General features: G+C 41.6%; 15 protein-coding genes. 4 read left to right on the top strand and 11 right to left on the bottom strand.

Annotation, left to right across the window (positions count from 1 at the left end):
* Nucleotides 1-820: 820 nt before the first annotated feature.
* From V1L65_RS03075 to dnaA, 11 genes are all read right to left on the bottom strand, one after another.
* Nucleotides 821-1,603: a YfjL-like protein gene (locus V1L65_RS03075; protein WP_331697584.1), complete on the bottom strand. Its 783-nt coding sequence runs from the start codon at nucleotides 1,601-1,603 to the stop codon at nucleotides 821-823.
* Nucleotides 1,600-2,154, bottom strand: a complete 555-nt coding sequence (locus tag V1L65_RS03070; RefSeq protein WP_331697583.1) for a hypothetical protein — start codon at nucleotides 2,152-2,154, stop codon at nucleotides 1,600-1,602. The genes V1L65_RS03075 and V1L65_RS03070 overlap by 4 nt, the downstream gene beginning before the upstream one ends.
* Nucleotides 2,151-2,639, bottom strand: a complete 489-nt coding sequence (locus V1L65_RS03065; protein WP_331697582.1) for an RNA polymerase sigma factor — start codon at nucleotides 2,637-2,639, stop codon at nucleotides 2,151-2,153. Before V1L65_RS03065 ends, V1L65_RS03070 begins: the two co-directional genes overlap by 4 nt.
* A gap of 217 nt (nucleotides 2,640-2,856) precedes the next feature.
* Nucleotides 2,857-3,819 (bottom strand): HD-GYP domain-containing protein, encoded by a 963-nt coding sequence (locus V1L65_RS03060; RefSeq protein WP_331697581.1) that lies wholly within the window; start codon nucleotides 3,817-3,819, stop codon nucleotides 2,857-2,859.
* Nucleotides 3,820-3,986: 167 nt separating this feature from the next.
* Nucleotides 3,987-6,491: a DNA gyrase subunit A gene (gyrA, locus tag V1L65_RS03055; protein ID WP_331697580.1), complete on the bottom strand. Its 2,505-nt coding sequence runs from the start codon at nucleotides 6,489-6,491 to the stop codon at nucleotides 3,987-3,989.
* A 461-nt stretch (nucleotides 6,492-6,952) separates the two neighbouring features.
* Nucleotides 6,953-8,869 carry a DNA topoisomerase (ATP-hydrolyzing) subunit B gene (gene gyrB / locus V1L65_RS03050; RefSeq protein ID WP_331697579.1) on the bottom strand — a complete coding sequence of 639 codons (1,917 nt, stop codon included), beginning with the start codon at nucleotides 8,867-8,869 and terminating at the stop codon, nucleotides 6,953-6,955.
* A gap of 48 nt (nucleotides 8,870-8,917) precedes the next feature.
* Nucleotides 8,918-9,169 carry an extracellular matrix regulator RemB gene (gene remB / locus V1L65_RS03045; protein WP_331697578.1) on the bottom strand — a complete coding sequence of 84 codons (252 nt, stop codon included), beginning with the start codon at nucleotides 9,167-9,169 and terminating at the stop codon, nucleotides 8,918-8,920.
* Nucleotides 9,170-9,199: 30 nt separating this feature from the next.
* Nucleotides 9,200-10,309 carry a DNA replication/repair protein RecF gene (gene recF, locus V1L65_RS03040; protein ID WP_331697577.1) on the bottom strand — a complete coding sequence of 370 codons (1,110 nt, stop codon included), beginning with the start codon at nucleotides 10,307-10,309 and terminating at the stop codon, nucleotides 9,200-9,202.
* Nucleotides 10,310-10,331: 22 nt separating this feature from the next.
* Nucleotides 10,332-10,553: a S4 domain-containing protein YaaA gene (gene yaaA, locus V1L65_RS03035; RefSeq protein WP_432500931.1), complete on the bottom strand. Its 222-nt coding sequence runs from the start codon at nucleotides 10,551-10,553 to the stop codon at nucleotides 10,332-10,334.
* Nucleotides 10,554-10,591: 38 nt separating this feature from the next.
* A complete protein-coding gene (gene dnaN, locus V1L65_RS03030; RefSeq protein WP_331697576.1) occupies nucleotides 10,592-11,734 on the bottom strand; it encodes a DNA polymerase III subunit beta in 1,143 nt (380 codons plus the stop codon).
* 283 nt (nucleotides 11,735-12,017) lie between these two features.
* Complete coding sequence (gene dnaA, locus V1L65_RS03025) at nucleotides 12,018-13,370, bottom strand: chromosomal replication initiator protein DnaA (protein WP_331697575.1); 1,353 nt, start codon at nucleotides 13,368-13,370, stop codon at nucleotides 12,018-12,020.
* A 543-nt stretch (nucleotides 13,371-13,913) separates the two neighbouring features.
* Here dnaA and rpmH point away from each other — a divergent pair.
* The 4 genes from rpmH (at nucleotide 13,914) to jag (ending at nucleotide 16,091) form a co-directional block, all read left to right on the top strand.
* Nucleotides 13,914-14,048 carry a 50S ribosomal protein L34 gene (rpmH, locus tag V1L65_RS03020; protein WP_331697574.1) on the top strand — a complete coding sequence of 45 codons (135 nt, stop codon included), beginning with the start codon at nucleotides 13,914-13,916 and terminating at the stop codon, nucleotides 14,046-14,048.
* A gap of 192 nt (nucleotides 14,049-14,240) precedes the next feature.
* Nucleotides 14,241-14,591, top strand: a complete 351-nt coding sequence (gene rnpA, locus V1L65_RS03015) for a ribonuclease P protein component (RefSeq protein ID WP_331697573.1) — start codon at nucleotides 14,241-14,243, stop codon at nucleotides 14,589-14,591.
* 103 nt (nucleotides 14,592-14,694) lie between these two features.
* A complete protein-coding gene (locus tag V1L65_RS03010; protein ID WP_331697572.1) occupies nucleotides 14,695-15,474 on the top strand; it encodes a YidC/Oxa1 family membrane protein insertase in 780 nt (259 codons plus the stop codon).
* Complete coding sequence (gene jag, locus V1L65_RS03005; protein ID WP_331697571.1) at nucleotides 15,471-16,091, top strand: RNA-binding cell elongation regulator Jag/EloR; 621 nt, start codon at nucleotides 15,471-15,473, stop codon at nucleotides 16,089-16,091. Before V1L65_RS03010 ends, jag begins: the two co-directional genes overlap by 4 nt.
* Nucleotides 16,092-16,184: the final 93 nt, after the last annotated feature.

Genomic DNA, 16,184 nt, shown 5'->3' with positions numbered 1-16,184 from the left:
GGTACGCTTGGAACCAAGTAAAACTCGGTTGTTTTAGCGTGTGCACCGCGTTGTCTCAGCGGCGACTTTTATAATATATCACAGTCGCCTAATATAATGCAAGTGTTTTTTTGTTTTTTTTTATTTGTTTATTATACCCAATTCATAACCACTATATGTACTCATCTAAAGTTAATTATTATCTAGATGTTGCTTTCAGGCTGTTAAAAAACCGCAACAAGTATTTTGCAACAACGACAAACGTTGTTCGCGGGAAGAGCACTCACGCGCTAAAGCTAACATTTATGGAAAAGCACTCACACGCTAATGCTAACTACATTTCCTGTACTTAGTTTTTAGAAATTTGGAATTTTCAAAATTCTAAAAGGAAAAACCCAGGCTGTTGAAAAGTAGTTTGGAAACTCTAACAAATCCTAGTAGCGTTATTACACCGAAAAAGCTGGTTTTGAAAATGTAACGAATCGTGGTGTGCTTATCGGGTATAAAACGCTGCCCAAATGACCATTTGTTCACAGATAGCGTCTCTGTGATGCATTAGAATTTCAAAAGGGGCATTATATGCGAAATAACGTATTCAAACTTCGTTAAAAAATGAAAGCATCTCGAGTTCCGCTCTAGGTCCGTTATGTAGACTATTAAGTGCACAAAATGTACTTAACTTCCACGGGCATGGATGTAGCACCTGTCCGCACCTTTCCATTTCTTCATTGTATACTTTTCCAACAACTTGAGCTATAACCGTAATTCCTTGCTACAGTCTATCTACTGACTAAGCAAATAAAAAACGGACCTATTATAGAAGATCCGTTTCCTTTTTTAGTTATTCCATGTCGCCACTTACAATAACGCTGATTCCATTATACTCGCCTTTGTTGTTATAAGCCTTTTCTATACTATTTAATATTCCCGCTTCCTCCATTACAGCTGTTACAGGCAGATTCCCTATAACAAGCTTCTCACCCTTTTTAATATATAGATTATATTTAGCAATCGGATAGCCATTGTCAGACAGGCACTTGTGAATCTTCGTTACCTGTTCGGCTAATGCTTGCAGGTTTATTTTTTCTGCTTCATTCAGATCAATGTTTACATATAAGTAAGCATCAATCGGAAGCGCAGCATCAAATGGCATGTCGAGTTCCAGCAAGTCCTTGTATTTCTCAATTTGTTCTGCTGAATAGGCTGCCCGGATTTCTTTGTACCGCTTATCCACCTGCTCATGAAGAAGCTTTGTCACTTTTTCAGTATATTCATCGGATAATCGCATCAATGTATTAGAATATTCAAGCACATTCAGCTCATAATTATCCCACTGAACGATTCCATTCCGGGTGCTAATCATAAATTGCAAATCCTTGACGGTTTTGGACTGAACGACTGATACATAAGTTTTATCTTTAAAATTGAATTTCGCTTTTCTTACAACCTCCAAGTCAAGCTCACTGTATTGGTTTTCTATATATTTTTTAACCGCATGATTCGCTTTAGCCGCTGCAAGCGGATTTCCCGCAAACGATACTGTTATATAGCACAATAAACCGATCAATATAAAGGCTGCTGCTGCCGCAATAACTCTGCTCCATTTTCTGCGCGGACGCTTCATAATTCTGTCTCCTTCCCAAAGGCAAATTGTAATAATGCTCCTATTGCAAGCCCGATCCCCGCTAATACGGAGTATACCGAGCTATAAAAAATTGCGTCATTAAAGGCATACATAACATTGCCTTCCTCTATAAAAACCTTTGCGAACTTCCAGCCATACGCAATAACAAAAATAACGAGCGGAAAGCTGTACTTCCATTTGCTTCTAAAGCTAAAAACAGCAAGCGCTCCTACAAACGGCATTAACAAAAAGTTATAGAGCATTTCAAATGAATCGGTGATCGCTACGCCTATAACGGTGCCCGCTACAAGAATCATAAGCTGAGTAAGCATAATACTGCGCTTCATAGCATTAATAATACGAATATCTCTGGCTGGCGGGAGTGACAGCTCTTTATTTTCAAAACTAAATTCTTCGTATTGATCAAATTCATGCTTTAACTGTTCATCCTGCTCCAAGTAAGCATATACAAGCTTAACGGAATCCTCGCTGGCAACGCCATCTTTCACTAATGGTATTAAATCTCTTATTACGTCTGAGGTTACCTTCATACTAGTCCCTCCTTCTTCAGCCTTTCTCTGAGCCATTGCTTGGCTCTATAATCAATGACTCTGGCACTGCTTTCAGACAACTGAAGCTTTTCCGCTATTTCTTGAAAGCTGTACCCCTCCAGCCTCATTTCGACGACTAATTTTATGCGCTCTCCCTTTTCCTCTAATAAACTGCCTACTCTTTGCTGCAGCTCCGCGTTTATATAATGGGACTCCACACTTGTCTCAACATATCTCTCAAGCTGTTCATTATAAGAGATAACATGCTTTTTACTGCGCAAATGGTCCAGCCATTTGTTTCTGGCAATCGTAAACAGCCAGGTTTTGATCGAGGATTTACCGCGAAAGCTGGAAAGTGATTTTATAGCGCTAATAAAGGTTTCAGATAATAAATCCTCAGACAAGGTTGGATTTCGAGTTAGCGAAAGCAAATATTGATATATATCCTGCTTATGCAGCTCATACAGCTGCTCAATTGGCTTCATCTCCATCCTCCTTTGTCTATTAGTCGCATTCGATTATCGTTTCGTTACAATTTTTTTAAAATTTATTAATTTCCAAAAATAAGATAGCTTTACCGTTCTTTTTTTAAACTTACAATACAACAATACGAATATATGTAATATGTAATTAATGTTTTGCAAGCTATAAATTCTTATAATTTAAAAAGAAAAAAAGTGAGGCTGCTGCTGCAGCACTCACTTATGTTTTCACGATTTCCTTAATATGCAAATGTCTGTCCTTCGTCAAATTAATAATCTGACCATGAACTGAAACCCAAGGCCTAGTCGGATGTAAACGATCAGAAAATACAATTTCGCCGATCCGGTCATCGCTTAATCTGACTACGGTGCCTTGATGAAACTGGGTAACTTTTTCAATAAATACAGTAACATAGCTCGGATCAAGCTTACCGAATGCATCATTTTGCAGTTGCTCCAAAACCAAATATGGCGATTCAGCTTTTCTATAGGCTTTATTTAAGGTCATTGCGTGGAATATATCTGCAATACTTACGATTTTGGCATACGGATGAATTTTTGTAGAATCTATTCCGAGCGGGTAGCCCGTCCCATCAACTCTTTCATGATGCTGCAGGGCAGCCAGCTTCACACCTTCATTCAAAGCCGCAATATTTTTCAAAAGCTGATAGCCTTGAACGGTATGCTGCTTCATTTCTTCTGTCTCTTCACGAGTAAGCGGTGTAGGCTTAGTAAGTATAGAACGATCCAAGCGAATATTTCCGATGTCCTTCAGCAAGCCTGCAAGCGCGATTTGCATCCATTCCTTTTGCTTAAAGCCAGCCCACTGCGCTAATTGATACGACGTCAATGCAGAGCATACACTGTTATGAATATAATAGTCAGTCTCCGCAAAGCTTCTTGGTGCAAAGGAAAGTATATGGTAGGACTTCATTTGCAGCAAAAGCTTCTCAAGCTGCGTACGAATATCCATAATAGGGAAGCTTTGACCGCTTATATAGGAATTAAAAACCGTGCGAAGCGTCTTCACCATCTGATCATACTCATCGTGCAAATCGGATGATACCTGTGCCGCTGAAGGCTGCTGCGTATCATCCTGCACTGCAGTCATTTGACCCTTAGCTGCTTGAGCAGTATCTTCAATGACTGCACTGGACACAAGAAAGGCTTGCATAATTTCCATTGTCCTTGGTGTAATCACTTCACCCTTACGCAATAGTACACCGCCAAACGGAGTGAGGACATCTTCCCCAAGTTTGTCACCTGACTTTAATTGTGATAGCAAGACTGTGACCACATTTGTCCTCTCCCCATTGGTTTTTAATGAATTATACTATGTGCCAACTAAGATTATTCAGCAGCAGGACCATTCTCCTCATTGCCATTGTCCTGTATAATCTCTGTTTCTTCCAGCTCATTATCATTAGTATCCTCGCTGCGAGCTACACGGGTTACAGTTGCGACTGTATCATCGTCACGAGTATGGATCAGTCTGACGCCTTGAGTATTGCGGCCCATAGTAGAAATACCTTCCATGCTTGTACGTATTAATGTGCCAAGCGCAGTCATAATCATGAGATCCTCGTCATTTTCTACTACCTTCAGAGATACGATAGGACCGTTCTTATCTGTAACATTCAATGTTTTAATCCCTTTACCGCCACGGTTCTGGATACGATATTCATTCATAGGTGTACGCTTGCCGTAGCCTTTGGACGTTACGATAAGCACATCGCGGTCATCTACGACAACATCCATATCGATTACTTTATCTGTATCATCAAGCTGGATACCTTTAACACCAGTTGCCGAACGGCCCATCGAGCGAACATCCTGCTCGGAGAAACGAATCGACATCCCTTCTGCTGTACCCATAATAATCTCTTGGTTGCCATCAGTTAGCTTAACGCCAATCAAATCATCATCTTCACGCAGTGAGATAGCTATCAAGCCGACTTTGCGGATATTGACATAATCATCAAGCGGAGTCTTTTTCACTACACCTTGGCGCGTAGAGAAGAACAGATACTGATCTGAATTAAAGGCTTGAACAGGAATAACAGCATTTATCGTCTCGCCTTGTTCAATTTGAATCAAATTGATAATTGGCGTACCGCGTGCTGTACGGCTAAGATCAGGAATCTCATAAGCCTTCAGGCGATACACTTTCCCTTTGTTTGTAAAGAACAATAGGAAGTGGTGGGTATTGGATACAAACAAATGCTCTACGAAATCGTCATCCTTCGTATCCATGCCAACTACGCCGCGTCCTCCGCGCTTCTGGCTGCGATAAGTCGTAACTGGCAGCCGCTTGATATAACCGGAATGCGTAATGGAAATGATAACATCCTCGCGAGGAATAAGGTCCTCATCCAGGATTTCTTCATCGCTGGCTGTAATTTCAGTGCGACGCTCATCACCGAAACGCTCTTTCAGCTCCTCAAGCTCCGTGCTGATAATATCCAGAACTAGCTGCTCATCTGCAAGAATCGCTTTGTATTCTGCAATTTTGCGCATTAATTCTGCATATTCAGCTTCAATTTTGTCACGTTCCAAGCCAGTCAGACGCTGCAAGCGCATATCAAGAATCGCTTGTGCTTGCTCATGCGTCAGTGCAAAGCGCGTAATTAATCCTTCACGTGCCTCGTCAGCTGTTTGTGAAGCGCGAATTAATGCAATGACTTCATCCAGATGATCAAGCGCAATCCGCAAGCCCTCTAAAATATGCGCTCTTGCTTCTGCTTTTCTAAGCTCATATTCCGTACGGCGGCGAATAACCTCGATTTGATGCTGAATGTAGTGATACAGCATCTCTCTTAGATTCAGTGTTTTTGGCTCGCCATTCACAAGCGCAAGCATATTAATACCGAAGTTGGATTGCAGCTGTGTTTGTTTATATAAATTGTTAAGCACTACATTTGGATTTACATCACGGCGCAGCTCGATCACGATACGCATGCCGTTACGATCGGATTCATCACGCAAATCTGTAATGCCGTCTATTTTTTTCTCGCGAACAAGCTCCGCAATTTTTTCGATTAAACGGGCTTTAATTACCTGATATGGCAGCTCATGTACAATAATGCGAGCTTTGCCGCCGTTTTCTTCAATAATCGCTCTTGCTCTCATTGTAACGGAACCGCGGCCAGTCAAATAAGCTTGTCTGATACCTTGTCGTCCCATTACAAAGCCTGCTGTTGGGAAATCTGGACCTTTTACATATTCCATTAGCTCAAGCGGCGTTATATCGGGATTGCGAATAAGCGCCTGTGCTCCATCAATAACCTCGTTCAAGTTATGAGGAGGTATATTAGTGGCCATACCTACAGCGATGCCCGTTACCCCGTTAACAAGCAGGTTAGGGAAACGCGCCGGCAAAACAACCGGCTCATGCTCTTCACCATCATAGTTGGGAGCAAAATCTATAGTCTCTTTATTGATATCGCGCAGCAATTCCATTGCCATTTTGGAGAGACGTGCTTCTGTATAACGCATTGCTGCCGCCATATCGCCGTCAATCGAACCAAAGTTACCATGACCATCTACCAGCGGATAGCGCATAGAGAAATCCTGCGCCATTCTGACCATAGATTCATAAACCGCGGAATCACCATGAGGATGGTACTTACCGATAACCTCTCCTACAATTCTCGCTGATTTTTTATGCGGCTTGTCAGGTGACATTCCTAGTTCCGACATCGCAAATAAAATGCGTCGATGAACGGGCTTCAGTCCATCTCTTACGTCCGGAAGGGCGCGACTTACTATAATGCTCATCGCATAATCCATAAAGGAATCGCGCATTTCCGTTCCAATATCACGGTCTTTTATTGACATACGTTGTTCTTCCGCCATGCTTTACCTCCCTGGCAACATCAATCTGCATAACTTAAGCTATTATCTTTCTTTCACAAACAAGGTTAATATAAACCTGCTTGCGTATAGCTGCTATATTTTGCCTTATATTACATACAACTGCCGAATGGCCGATGCGATCCGCCAGGATGACACCAGCTCATGGTTTCATATACTTGGGAAAGCTTTATCCCAAAATTGCCCTATCTATTATTATAACATTCATTGCAGACTCTGTCTTGTAAAGGTTATGAAAGATAAAGCAATAATCATGTTTCACGCTTATAACTGCAAGATAAGCGGCTTAGCCATTGTTAGGACATGCGCGCAAGGATAAACGGCTCCGCCGTCCATTGGAATGGCGCGTTTACCGATGAATTATAAAATCTATAGAAAAAACTTATAAATTGTTATAATTTTAAGTATAAACAGCCATCCTGGCGAATGGCTGTCTATTGTTTCTATATATCGAGGTTTGTAACATAGCGCGCATATTTTTGAATAAAATCACGGCGCGGCTCAACGTTATCGCCCATAAGCGTATCAAACACGACATCAGCCTCAATGGCATCCTCAATCGTTACTTGAAGCATAGTGCGGCTTTCCGGATCCATCGTTGTTTCCCATAGCTGCTCCGCATTCATCTCTCCAAGACCTTTATAGCGCTGAACGTTTACCTTTACGCCTTCACCGAATTCCGCAATAATATCATCGCGTTCCTTCTCTGATTGGGCATAGCGGATTACTTTATTGCGTTCAATTTTGAATAGAGGCGGCTGTGCGATGTAAATATAGCCGGCTTCGATAATTTCCCTCATATAACGATAAAAGAACGTCAACAGCAGCGTGCGAATATGTGCGCCGTCGACATCGGCATCGGTCATAATAATCACTTTATGGTAACGCGCCTTCGTAATATCGAAGTCATCGCTAATGCCTGTGCCAAGTGCTGTAATAATCGCTCTGATCTCAGCATTGCCAAGAATACGATCCAATCTCGCCTTCTCAACGTTCAATATTTTTCCGCGCAGCGGAAGGATAGCCTGGAAATGACGATCCCGGCCTTGCTTCGCAGATCCGCCTGCAGAATCACCTTCAACGATGTACAGCTCACTTATGGACGCATCCTTGGAAGAGCAGTCGGCAAGCTTACCTGGCAAGGAACCAACTTCCAATGCGCTCTTGCGGCGAGTCAGCTCACGCGCCTTGCGTGCAGCCTCGCGTGCTCTTGCAGCCTGCAGGCCTTTTTCGACTATCCTTTTAGAGACAGAAGGGTTCTCCTCCAAAAATTCCATCAGCTTTTCCGCAAAGAATGATTCAACGATTCCGCGTACCTCACTGTTGCCAAGCTTGGTTTTTGTCTGCCCTTCGAACTGAGGATTTGGAATTTTCACAGAGATGATTGCTGTAAGTCCTTCACGCACATCATCTCCAGAGAAGTTGGAATCATTGTCTTTGATCAAGCTGTTCTTGCGCGCATAATCATTAATAATACGGGTCAAAGCACTTTTAAAGCCGGATTCATGCGTTCCGCCTTCATGCGTATTAATGTTGTTGGCAAAGGAATAAATATTTTCCGTATAGCTGTCATTGTATTGCAGCGATACTTCAACTTGAATATTGTCCTTCATGCCTTCCACATAAATAGGCGTTTCATGGAGCGCTTCACGATGTTTGTTCAAATGTTTAACAAACTCGATTATTCCGCCCTCATACAAAAATGTGTTCGAAACATCGGTTCGTTCATCCGTCAAAATCAGCTCGATGCCTTTATTCAAAAATGCAAGCTCGCGAATGCGCGTTTGCAATATATCATACTCAAAAATAGTTGTTTCCGTAAATATTTCTTTATCCGGCAAGAAGGTAACAATAGTACCTGTATCCGCCTCATCCGCCTGGCCTACAATCTTGATGTCGTATTGCGGGGCTCCGCGGCGATATTCCTGCTGATATATATTTCCTTCACGTTTAACCTGAACAATAACCTGCTCAGACAATGCGTTTACGACGGAAACACCAACGCCATGCAAGCCGCCGGATACTTTATAGCCCTCTCCGCCAAATTTTCCCCCTGCATGAAGAACAGTCATGACGACTTCAAGCGTAGATTTTTTTAGCTTTGTATTCTCGCCGACCGGAATGCCTCGCCCATTATCGATGACCGTTATGCTGTTATCTTTGTGAATAATGACTTCGATTCTATCGCAATAACCAGCTAGCGCTTCATCGATACTGTTATCAACGACCTCCCAAACGAGATGATGAAGACCTTTTCCGCTAGTTGAGCCTATATACATACCCGGACGTTTACGTACCGCTTCAAGCCCTTCAAGTACCTGTATCTGACTCTCGTCATACATTTGCTGTTCCAAAGACATGCAAGTTCACTACTCCTCTCAACTGCTCTTACTCAATTACTTTCACCGTTAGCCGCCTGTAACAAATTGATGTGCTCTTTTTTTCAAAGTGGAGGATGATATTGGCGAATAGTATATTTTTTTCTCCGTAACGACAATCGACTTGGGCTCTTCCTCGCCGATCGTTTCCACATCTTTCCGCTTGCGTGCACCCGCTACGAATTGCTTTGATAACTTAGAAGATTGCTCAATAGAAACATCAAATATAGCGACCAGCTCTGTCGCCCTAACAATCTTCTCCCCACCCAAATGGATGTACATGCGCTTCGTTTCACCTCTCCTAATTGCACATTAACGGCTAACCTTGCCGTTTTCCACATGAAAAATGCCTACATCCTGAAGTTTATCAAGACGTACACTATCAAGACTTGTAGTCGTAATAAATGTTTGCACTTTATCTTGAAAGGTTTCTATTAGCTGCGTTTGCCGATTATGGTCAAGTTCAGACAATACATCATCTAGAAGTAAAATCGGGTATTCGCCGATTTCCTCGCGAATCAGTTCAATTTCTGCTAGCTTTATCGATAATGCAGTCGTTCGCTGCTGACCTTGAGAGCCGAATATTTGGGCTTCCTTGCCATTAATAAAGAAGGCCAAATCATCACGGTGCGGGCCTACAAGGGTAACCCCTCTGCGAATTTCCCCATCTTTCACCTGTGATAACTTTATCATAAATTGCTGAAATAAAACAGTTTCTTCTTCTTCCGGCTCTGCTTCAAAAGAGGGGCGATAGTGGATCTCAAGCTGCTCCGTGCCATTTGTTATACCAAAATGAATTTGTTCTGCATAGGTTTGCAGTTTTTGTATAAAGTGTTGCCTCTTTTTCATAATTTTAACACCATGAGAAGCAAGCTGTTCATTCCATATATCCAGCAATGCTTGATTAAGCGCAGCGCGATCTGCGCTTTTAAGAAAATTATTTCGCTGCTGTAATACTTTGTAATATTGTTGCAGCGTATACAAGTAACCGGGCTGTACTTGTCCGATTTCCATATCGAGAAATCTTCTTCGCACGCCCGGCGTTCCCTTCACAATCTCCAAATCCTCTGGAGCGAACATAACCACATTCATAGAACCGACAAAATCACTTAGCTTGCGCTGCTCTAAGCTATTGATTTTCGCTTTTTTCCCTTGTGCTGAAAACATAAGCTCCAGCTTGACGCTGCCATATTTTTTATCCACAGTGCCTGTTATAGCTGCATGGTCTGATTGCCAGCCAATCAGTTCCTTATCCTTTGAAGTCCGATGCGACTTGGATAAGGCCAGCACAAATATGGATTCGAGCAAATTCGTTTTGCCCTGCGCATTAGGACCTAAAAATACATTAACCTGATGCTCAAGCGGCAGCTGGAGCTCGCTATAGTTACGATAATTTTGCAATTGAATTTGTTTTAAAAACACAATGGAACCTCCCGGCTCTGGCTCACTTTGCCTGTACGACAATGAATTTGCCGCAGCCCTCTACCACTACTTGATCGCCTGCATACAGCTTTCTTCCGCGGCGCTGATCCTGTTCCCCGTTAATATGAACGGTAGTTTCAGCTAGGAAGAACTTGGCCTGCCCGCCAGTAGCAATGCATTCGGACAGCTTTAAAAACTGCCCTAACGCAATATATTCCGTTGCGATTGCTATTTCTTTCATCATGTATTCTTCCTCTCTGTTCAAGGATAAACACCAAAATACTAGTTAGTTGTTCGGTAAGGCAGTATGACGTACATACTGAAATCATGATCAATAGGCTTAATAATAATTGGGCGCATCGCTCCGGTAAAGCCGATAAATATTTGCTCGCTGTCTACTGCTTTAAGCACATCCAGCATATATTTGGAGTTAAATGCAATTCGCAAAGGCTCGCCTTTAAACGATAAAATATCCTGCTGCTCCGTTACTCTTCCCAAATCCATTGAGCTGGATGAAATTTCAACGGTCTGCTCATTTAGCGTCGCAAGACGCACTACATTCGTCTTTTCCTCACGTGACATCAAATAAGCACGATCAATAGCATCCATTAGGCTTTTAGTATGCAGCACAAGCTCTGTCTCAAATACTTGAGGGATGATTTTTGATGTATCAGGGTATGTGCCATCCAATATCCGCGTATAAAAAAGCACATTATCGACTTTAAATAATACTTGGTTATCCGCTACTACAATATCAATCAGCGTGTTTTGATCCGGGATAATACGCGACAGCTCGCTCAATGTTTTGGCAGAAATAACGATATTGCTGAAATGATAATCGTCTGGCACATCAACGGATGTTGTTCGGCTAGCCAATCTATGGCGATCTGTTGCTACGAACTTAAGTTCTCCTGCGTGGAGATTCCACAGCACACCTGTTAGTATTGGCGTTTGTTCGCTTGTAGATGCAGCAAGAATCGTCTGTCTGATCATCGTTTTCAATAAATCGCCGGGAATTTGCAGCACTTCATTTTGTTCGATTGAAGGCAGCACTGGGAATTCTTCCGGATCAAGCCCGACCATTTGAATTTCTGTCGTTCCGGAACGAATTGTCGTTTGAAATTGAGCATTAACCTCTATTGTTACTTTATCGGAAGGCAGCTTTTTAATCATTTCCACAAAAAACTTAGCAGGCAGAACAACACTGCCAGGCTTTTCAATTTGGGCAATAATAATATCTTCTTGTTCTACCGGGATGAAGCTTTGAATAGATATATCTGTATCACTGGCTGTTAGTGTAACGGTTTGATGAGTTACGTCAATTTTAATACCGCCAAGTATAGGAATAGTAGGTCGGGAAGAGGTTGCCTTCGCCACTTGCTGTATAGCATCATTTAATTCATTTCTAGAGATCGATAATTTCATTATTTCACCTGTTTCTACTAATTTTGTGACATACGCATTAAATAATTATATCTATTATACCGTTTCTGCAGCATTTGGCGATATAGTCGGATTTGTTGCTGCCGGTTTACTTTTAACGCTGAATTTGGATGGCTGCTGCGTATGCGGTTTATGATGATATTTTATTAAAGATTTTAATAGCAGTAGTAGTAGGGGCTGTTAGTATGTGGATATGTGTAAAACATAGTGATAAATCAAGCCTATCCACATGTGTATATCGTGTGCATAGGCTTGTTCAAGTTATTCACATATTATTTTTGATTTTTTCAGTCAGGTTTTGCATGATTTTGTATAATTCAGGATCATCCTTGACGAGCTTTGATATTTTTTCGTGAGCGTGGATGACAGTAGTATGATCCCTTCCGCCAAAGGCTTCGCCTATTTTGGGTAATGAAAACTCAGTCAGCTCTCTGGAGAGATACATAGCAATTTGCCTCGGAAAAGCGATTGCTTTCGTACGCTTGCGCGCTTTGAAATCATCCAGCTTAAGGCCATAAAATTCGCCAACCTTAGCTTGTATATCCTGGATCGTTATAATTTTTGGCCGGCTTGACGGAATGATATCCTTCAAGGCTTCGGCTGCCAAATGCGAGGTTATGTCTGCATTAATGAGCGAAGAATAAGCAACTACGCGTATAAGTGCGCCTTCCAGCTCTCTTATGTTCGTATCAATTTGTCCTGCAATATAGTTCATTGCCTCATTCGGAATATCCAAATTTTCGGATTTGGCTTTTTTGCGCAGGATAGCGATTCTTGTCTCCAGGTCAGGAGGCTGAATATCGGTTATTAATCCCCATTCAAAGCGTGAGCGCAAGCGATCCTCTAGCGTTGGAATTTCTTTTGGAGGCCGGTCGCTTGATATGACGATTTGCTTCCGTTCTTCATGCAGGGCGTTGAATGTATGGAAAAATTCCTCTTGCGTCTGCTCTTTCCCCGCTAAAAACTGAATATCGTCGATTAATAAAACATCGATATTGCGATATTTGGTCCTGAAGCTTTCGCCCTGGCTATCGCGGATCGCATTAATAAATTCGTTAGTAAATTTTTCAGATGAAATATAAAGCACCTTTGTATTTGGATTATGCTCCATGATGTAATGGCCGATTGCATGCATTAAATGCGTTTTTCCGAGCCCTACACCACCGTATAGAAACAAGGGATTATACGCTTTTGCAGGTGCTTCGGCTACAGCCAGGGAAGCAGCATGCGCAAATCGGTTGTTTGCGCCGATTACAAAGGTATCAAATGTATATTTGGGATTAAGCATATGCGTAAATGGTTCTTCAGCTGGGGCTTGCGGCAGCACCGGCTTAGGTGGTACCACAATGCTTGCTTCTGTTCCAAGCGGCTCTTCAATAGAGAAGCGAACGTCAACCTGCCTGCCTAAATATTCAAATAAAGTAGTTCTGATTAATTTGGTGTAGCGTCCTTCCAGCCATTCAGCCGCAAAAGTAGTTGGCGCTGTGATCTCCAGTAAGGAATCGTCAACAAAAGAAGCTTTTGTCGCCTTAAACCAGGTATCAAAGCTTGGCTTACTTAGTTTTGTTTGAATAATAGAAAGGATTTGCTGCCATAAATCATACGTATGGCTGTCCACAGACTGTCACTCCTCTTATTTCAATCGTCGCGTGGGCGCAGTTGCAAGAAAAAGCTGTCGAATGAATGAATAAAGTTAAGAAATCATTCACATTATGACGGAATAAGTGTAGGTAAGTTATAAAGAGGGGATAACTTTGTTCACAATATTATCCACAGGATGTTAATAACTTTAAAAGAAAAATGACTCATCCACAGAGAAAACATAATAATCATAGCAAAAGATGCCTTATAATTCAACGGCTTTCGGGATATTATCCACAACCTCAATAACTTGTGTATAAAAGTTATCTACAACACAAGATATTGTTTATAGGTTGTTAAGAATTCGACAAAATTCTATTTTGTTGTGGAAAAACTGTACACATGTTATTAAATGAAAAATAAAAAGAGGGAGAGTTCCGTCGATTGTGGATGAATAATGAAAATCGAATTGGATATATGAATTGGATATATAATGTAACGGGTGCTATGATTGACTTTTGGGCTGTAGCGTGGTTTAATTATAAAAGCGATTTTTTGATATAGCGGGAGGTGCAGCGTAATGGGTCCTACATTTAGACCAAATGTAAGCAAGAGAGCTAAAAACCACGGTTTTCGTAAGCGCATGAGCACGAAGAACGGTCGTAAAGTTTTGGCGGCTCGCCGTCAAAAAGGTAGAAAAGTATTGAGCGCGTAAGAAAAAACTTGCACATGAGGTTTTTTCGTAAAATATAAGCTTAATGAGTTAGAATATATATAATCTTATATTTTAAGCAGAAGACCACCGAGTGTGGTCTTTTTTTTTGTCATAAATACGTTTACTATAGATAAGAAGTAATAATAATGGCAATACTTATTAGAACAATTAGGGATTAGGTGAACGTTACTCGTGCAAAGAAAACTGCGTCTGCGCAATCGAGCAGATTTTAGTCGTGTCTATAGAGGTGGAAAGTCCTTTGCCAATAGTCAGTTTGTTGTGTATTGGTCAAAGCATAAATTAGCGGAGCCATTCCGACTTGGCGTTTCTGTAAGCAAGAAGGTCGGCAATGCTGTCGTGCGCAATCGGATGAGGAGAGTTGTGAAGGAAATCGTTCGTCATTACGAAGGAAAAATTGCACCTCATACAGATTTGATTATAATTGTAAGAAAGCCTGCAACAGCAATGAAATTTACTGAATTAGAAAAGAGTATTGCGCATGTGCTTCGCAAAGCAGGATTGTTAACTACTAAATCATCTTAGAAGGTTATGCATGTAGTTTCCTTGCGCAGCAAATTATGTTATAGTCTATCTTGAAATAAAAAGTAGAATATAACTTTGCAAGGGCTCTCAGAGAGGAGATTTAATGTTGTTTCGGAATAATAAACAAAGATGGCTGTTAGTATTAGGATTGATCCTGCTTATGGGCTTAATCGCGGGCTGTGGCGGTGATATTAATAATACTAAGGAAACAGGAGATTTATTAACGGGTAATTTCTGGGAGAGAAACGTAGTTTATTATTTTGCTATTACCCTTGACGCGTTCGCTAGATGGTTTGGCAATTCGTATGGACTTGCGATTTTGCTGCTGACTATTATTGTTCGTACGCTTATTTTGCCATTAACACTTAAACAATACCGTAGTTCTAAAGCGATGCAAAAGCTGCAGCCACAGATGGCAGAAATTAAGAAAAAATATAAGGATAACCCACAAAAACAGCAAGAAGAGACGATGAAGCTGTTTCAGACACATGGGGTTAATCCTCTCGCAGGTTGTTTGCCGCTAATCGTACAAATGCCGATATTTATCGCGCTTTACAATGCGATTTATTGGAACAGTGATATTCGTACACATGAGTTTTTAGGCTTGATGCTTGGTGAGCCAAGCCCTTGGTACTTCTTGCCGCTGTTAGCTGCTGCAACTACTTTTATTCAGTCCAAAATGATGCAAAAACAGCAAACGCAAGCTATGCCGGGCATGTCTATGATTTTGACGATTTTCCCAGTATTAATTTTCGTAATGTCTATGTCATTCCCTGCAGCACTTCCGCTGTATTGGGTATTTAGCAATTTGTATACAATCGTTCAAAATTACTTCCTGTACGTACGTCAGTCTGACAAAGGTAAGGAGGTCGCTGCTAAATGATGAAAATCACCGCATCAGGCAAGACGGTGGATGATGCTGTTCGAAATGGTTTAACACAATTACAAGTAACTGAAGACCGTGTAAAGATTGTCGTACTGGAACAACCGTCAAAGGGATTGTTCGGATTGCTTGGCGTCAAAGAAGCTAAAGTTGAGCTGGAGCTTATACCGGATGCTGTAGAAGAGGCTGAGCAATTTCTATTAGAAGTAGCTGGAGCAATGGGATTGCAAGTATCGGTTGACCGCAAGGAAACGAAGGAAGGACATTATATGTCGCTTTCGGGCAGCGGAGATATGGGTATGCTTATTGGACGACGAGGACAAACATTGGATGCATTGCAGTACTTGACAACGATTGTGGCAAATCGCTTATCCGACAGCCATATCCGAATCGTTCTTGATGCTGAGGATTTTCGCGAGCGTCGACGCAAGACGCTGGAGGATTTAGCCGATCGATTGGCTGGACAAGTAATTCGTACTAAAAAAGAAGTGATGCTGGAGCCGATGACTCCGCTTGAGCGCAAAGTCATTCATTCGAAGCTGCAAAATCATCCTAAAGTTAAAACTTATAGCAAGGGCGAGGAACCTAATCGCCGAATCGTCATTATGCTTAAGTAATGAAGCACTAAACACAGCAATGGCTCTTAGCGGTCATTGCTGTTTTTCCATTTGAAATATAGGAAAGTATAACATTCTGCCATACTTTCTCTA

Origin of the sequence: Paenibacillus sp. IITD108 (assembly GCF_036541265.1) — a bacterium.
Taxonomy (GTDB): Bacteria; Bacillota; Bacilli; order Paenibacillales; family Paenibacillaceae; genus Pristimantibacillus.
This window is presented reverse-complemented; position numbering and strand designations above follow the sequence as displayed.

Coding starts and splice junctions, on each gene's coding strand:
- V1L65_RS03075 (WP_331697584.1), bottom strand. CDS start 1,603: ATGAAGCGTCCGCGCAGAAAATGGAGCAGAGTTATTGCGGCAGCAGCA.
- V1L65_RS03070 (WP_331697583.1), bottom strand. CDS start 2,154: ATGAAGGTAACCTCAGACGTAATAAGAGATTTAATACCATTAGTGAAA.
- V1L65_RS03065 (WP_331697582.1), bottom strand. CDS start 2,639: ATGAAGCCAATTGAGCAGCTGTATGAGCTGCATAAGCAGGATATATAT.
- V1L65_RS03060 (WP_331697581.1), bottom strand. CDS start 3,819: ATGGAAATTATGCAAGCCTTTCTTGTGTCCAGTGCAGTCATTGAAGAT.
- gyrA (WP_331697580.1), bottom strand. CDS start 6,491: ATGGCGGAAGAACAACGTATGTCAATAAAAGACCGTGATATTGGAACG.
- gyrB (WP_331697579.1), bottom strand. CDS start 8,869: ATGTCTTTGGAACAGCAAATGTATGACGAGAGTCAGATACAGGTACTT.
- remB (WP_331697578.1), bottom strand. CDS start 9,169: ATGTACATCCATTTGGGTGGGGAGAAGATTGTTAGGGCGACAGAGCTG.
- yaaA (WP_432500931.1), bottom strand. CDS start 10,553: ATGATGAAAGAAATAGCAATCGCAACGGAATATATTGCGTTAGGGCAG.
- dnaN (WP_331697576.1), bottom strand. CDS start 11,734: ATGAAATTATCGATCTCTAGAAATGAATTAAATGATGCTATACAGCAA.
- rpmH (WP_331697574.1), top strand. CDS start 13,914: ATGGGTCCTACATTTAGACCAAATGTAAGCAAGAGAGCTAAAAACCAC.
- V1L65_RS03010 (WP_331697572.1), top strand. CDS start 14,695: ATGTTGTTTCGGAATAATAAACAAAGATGGCTGTTAGTATTAGGATTG.
- jag (WP_331697571.1), top strand. CDS start 15,471: ATGATGAAAATCACCGCATCAGGCAAGACGGTGGATGATGCTGTTCGA.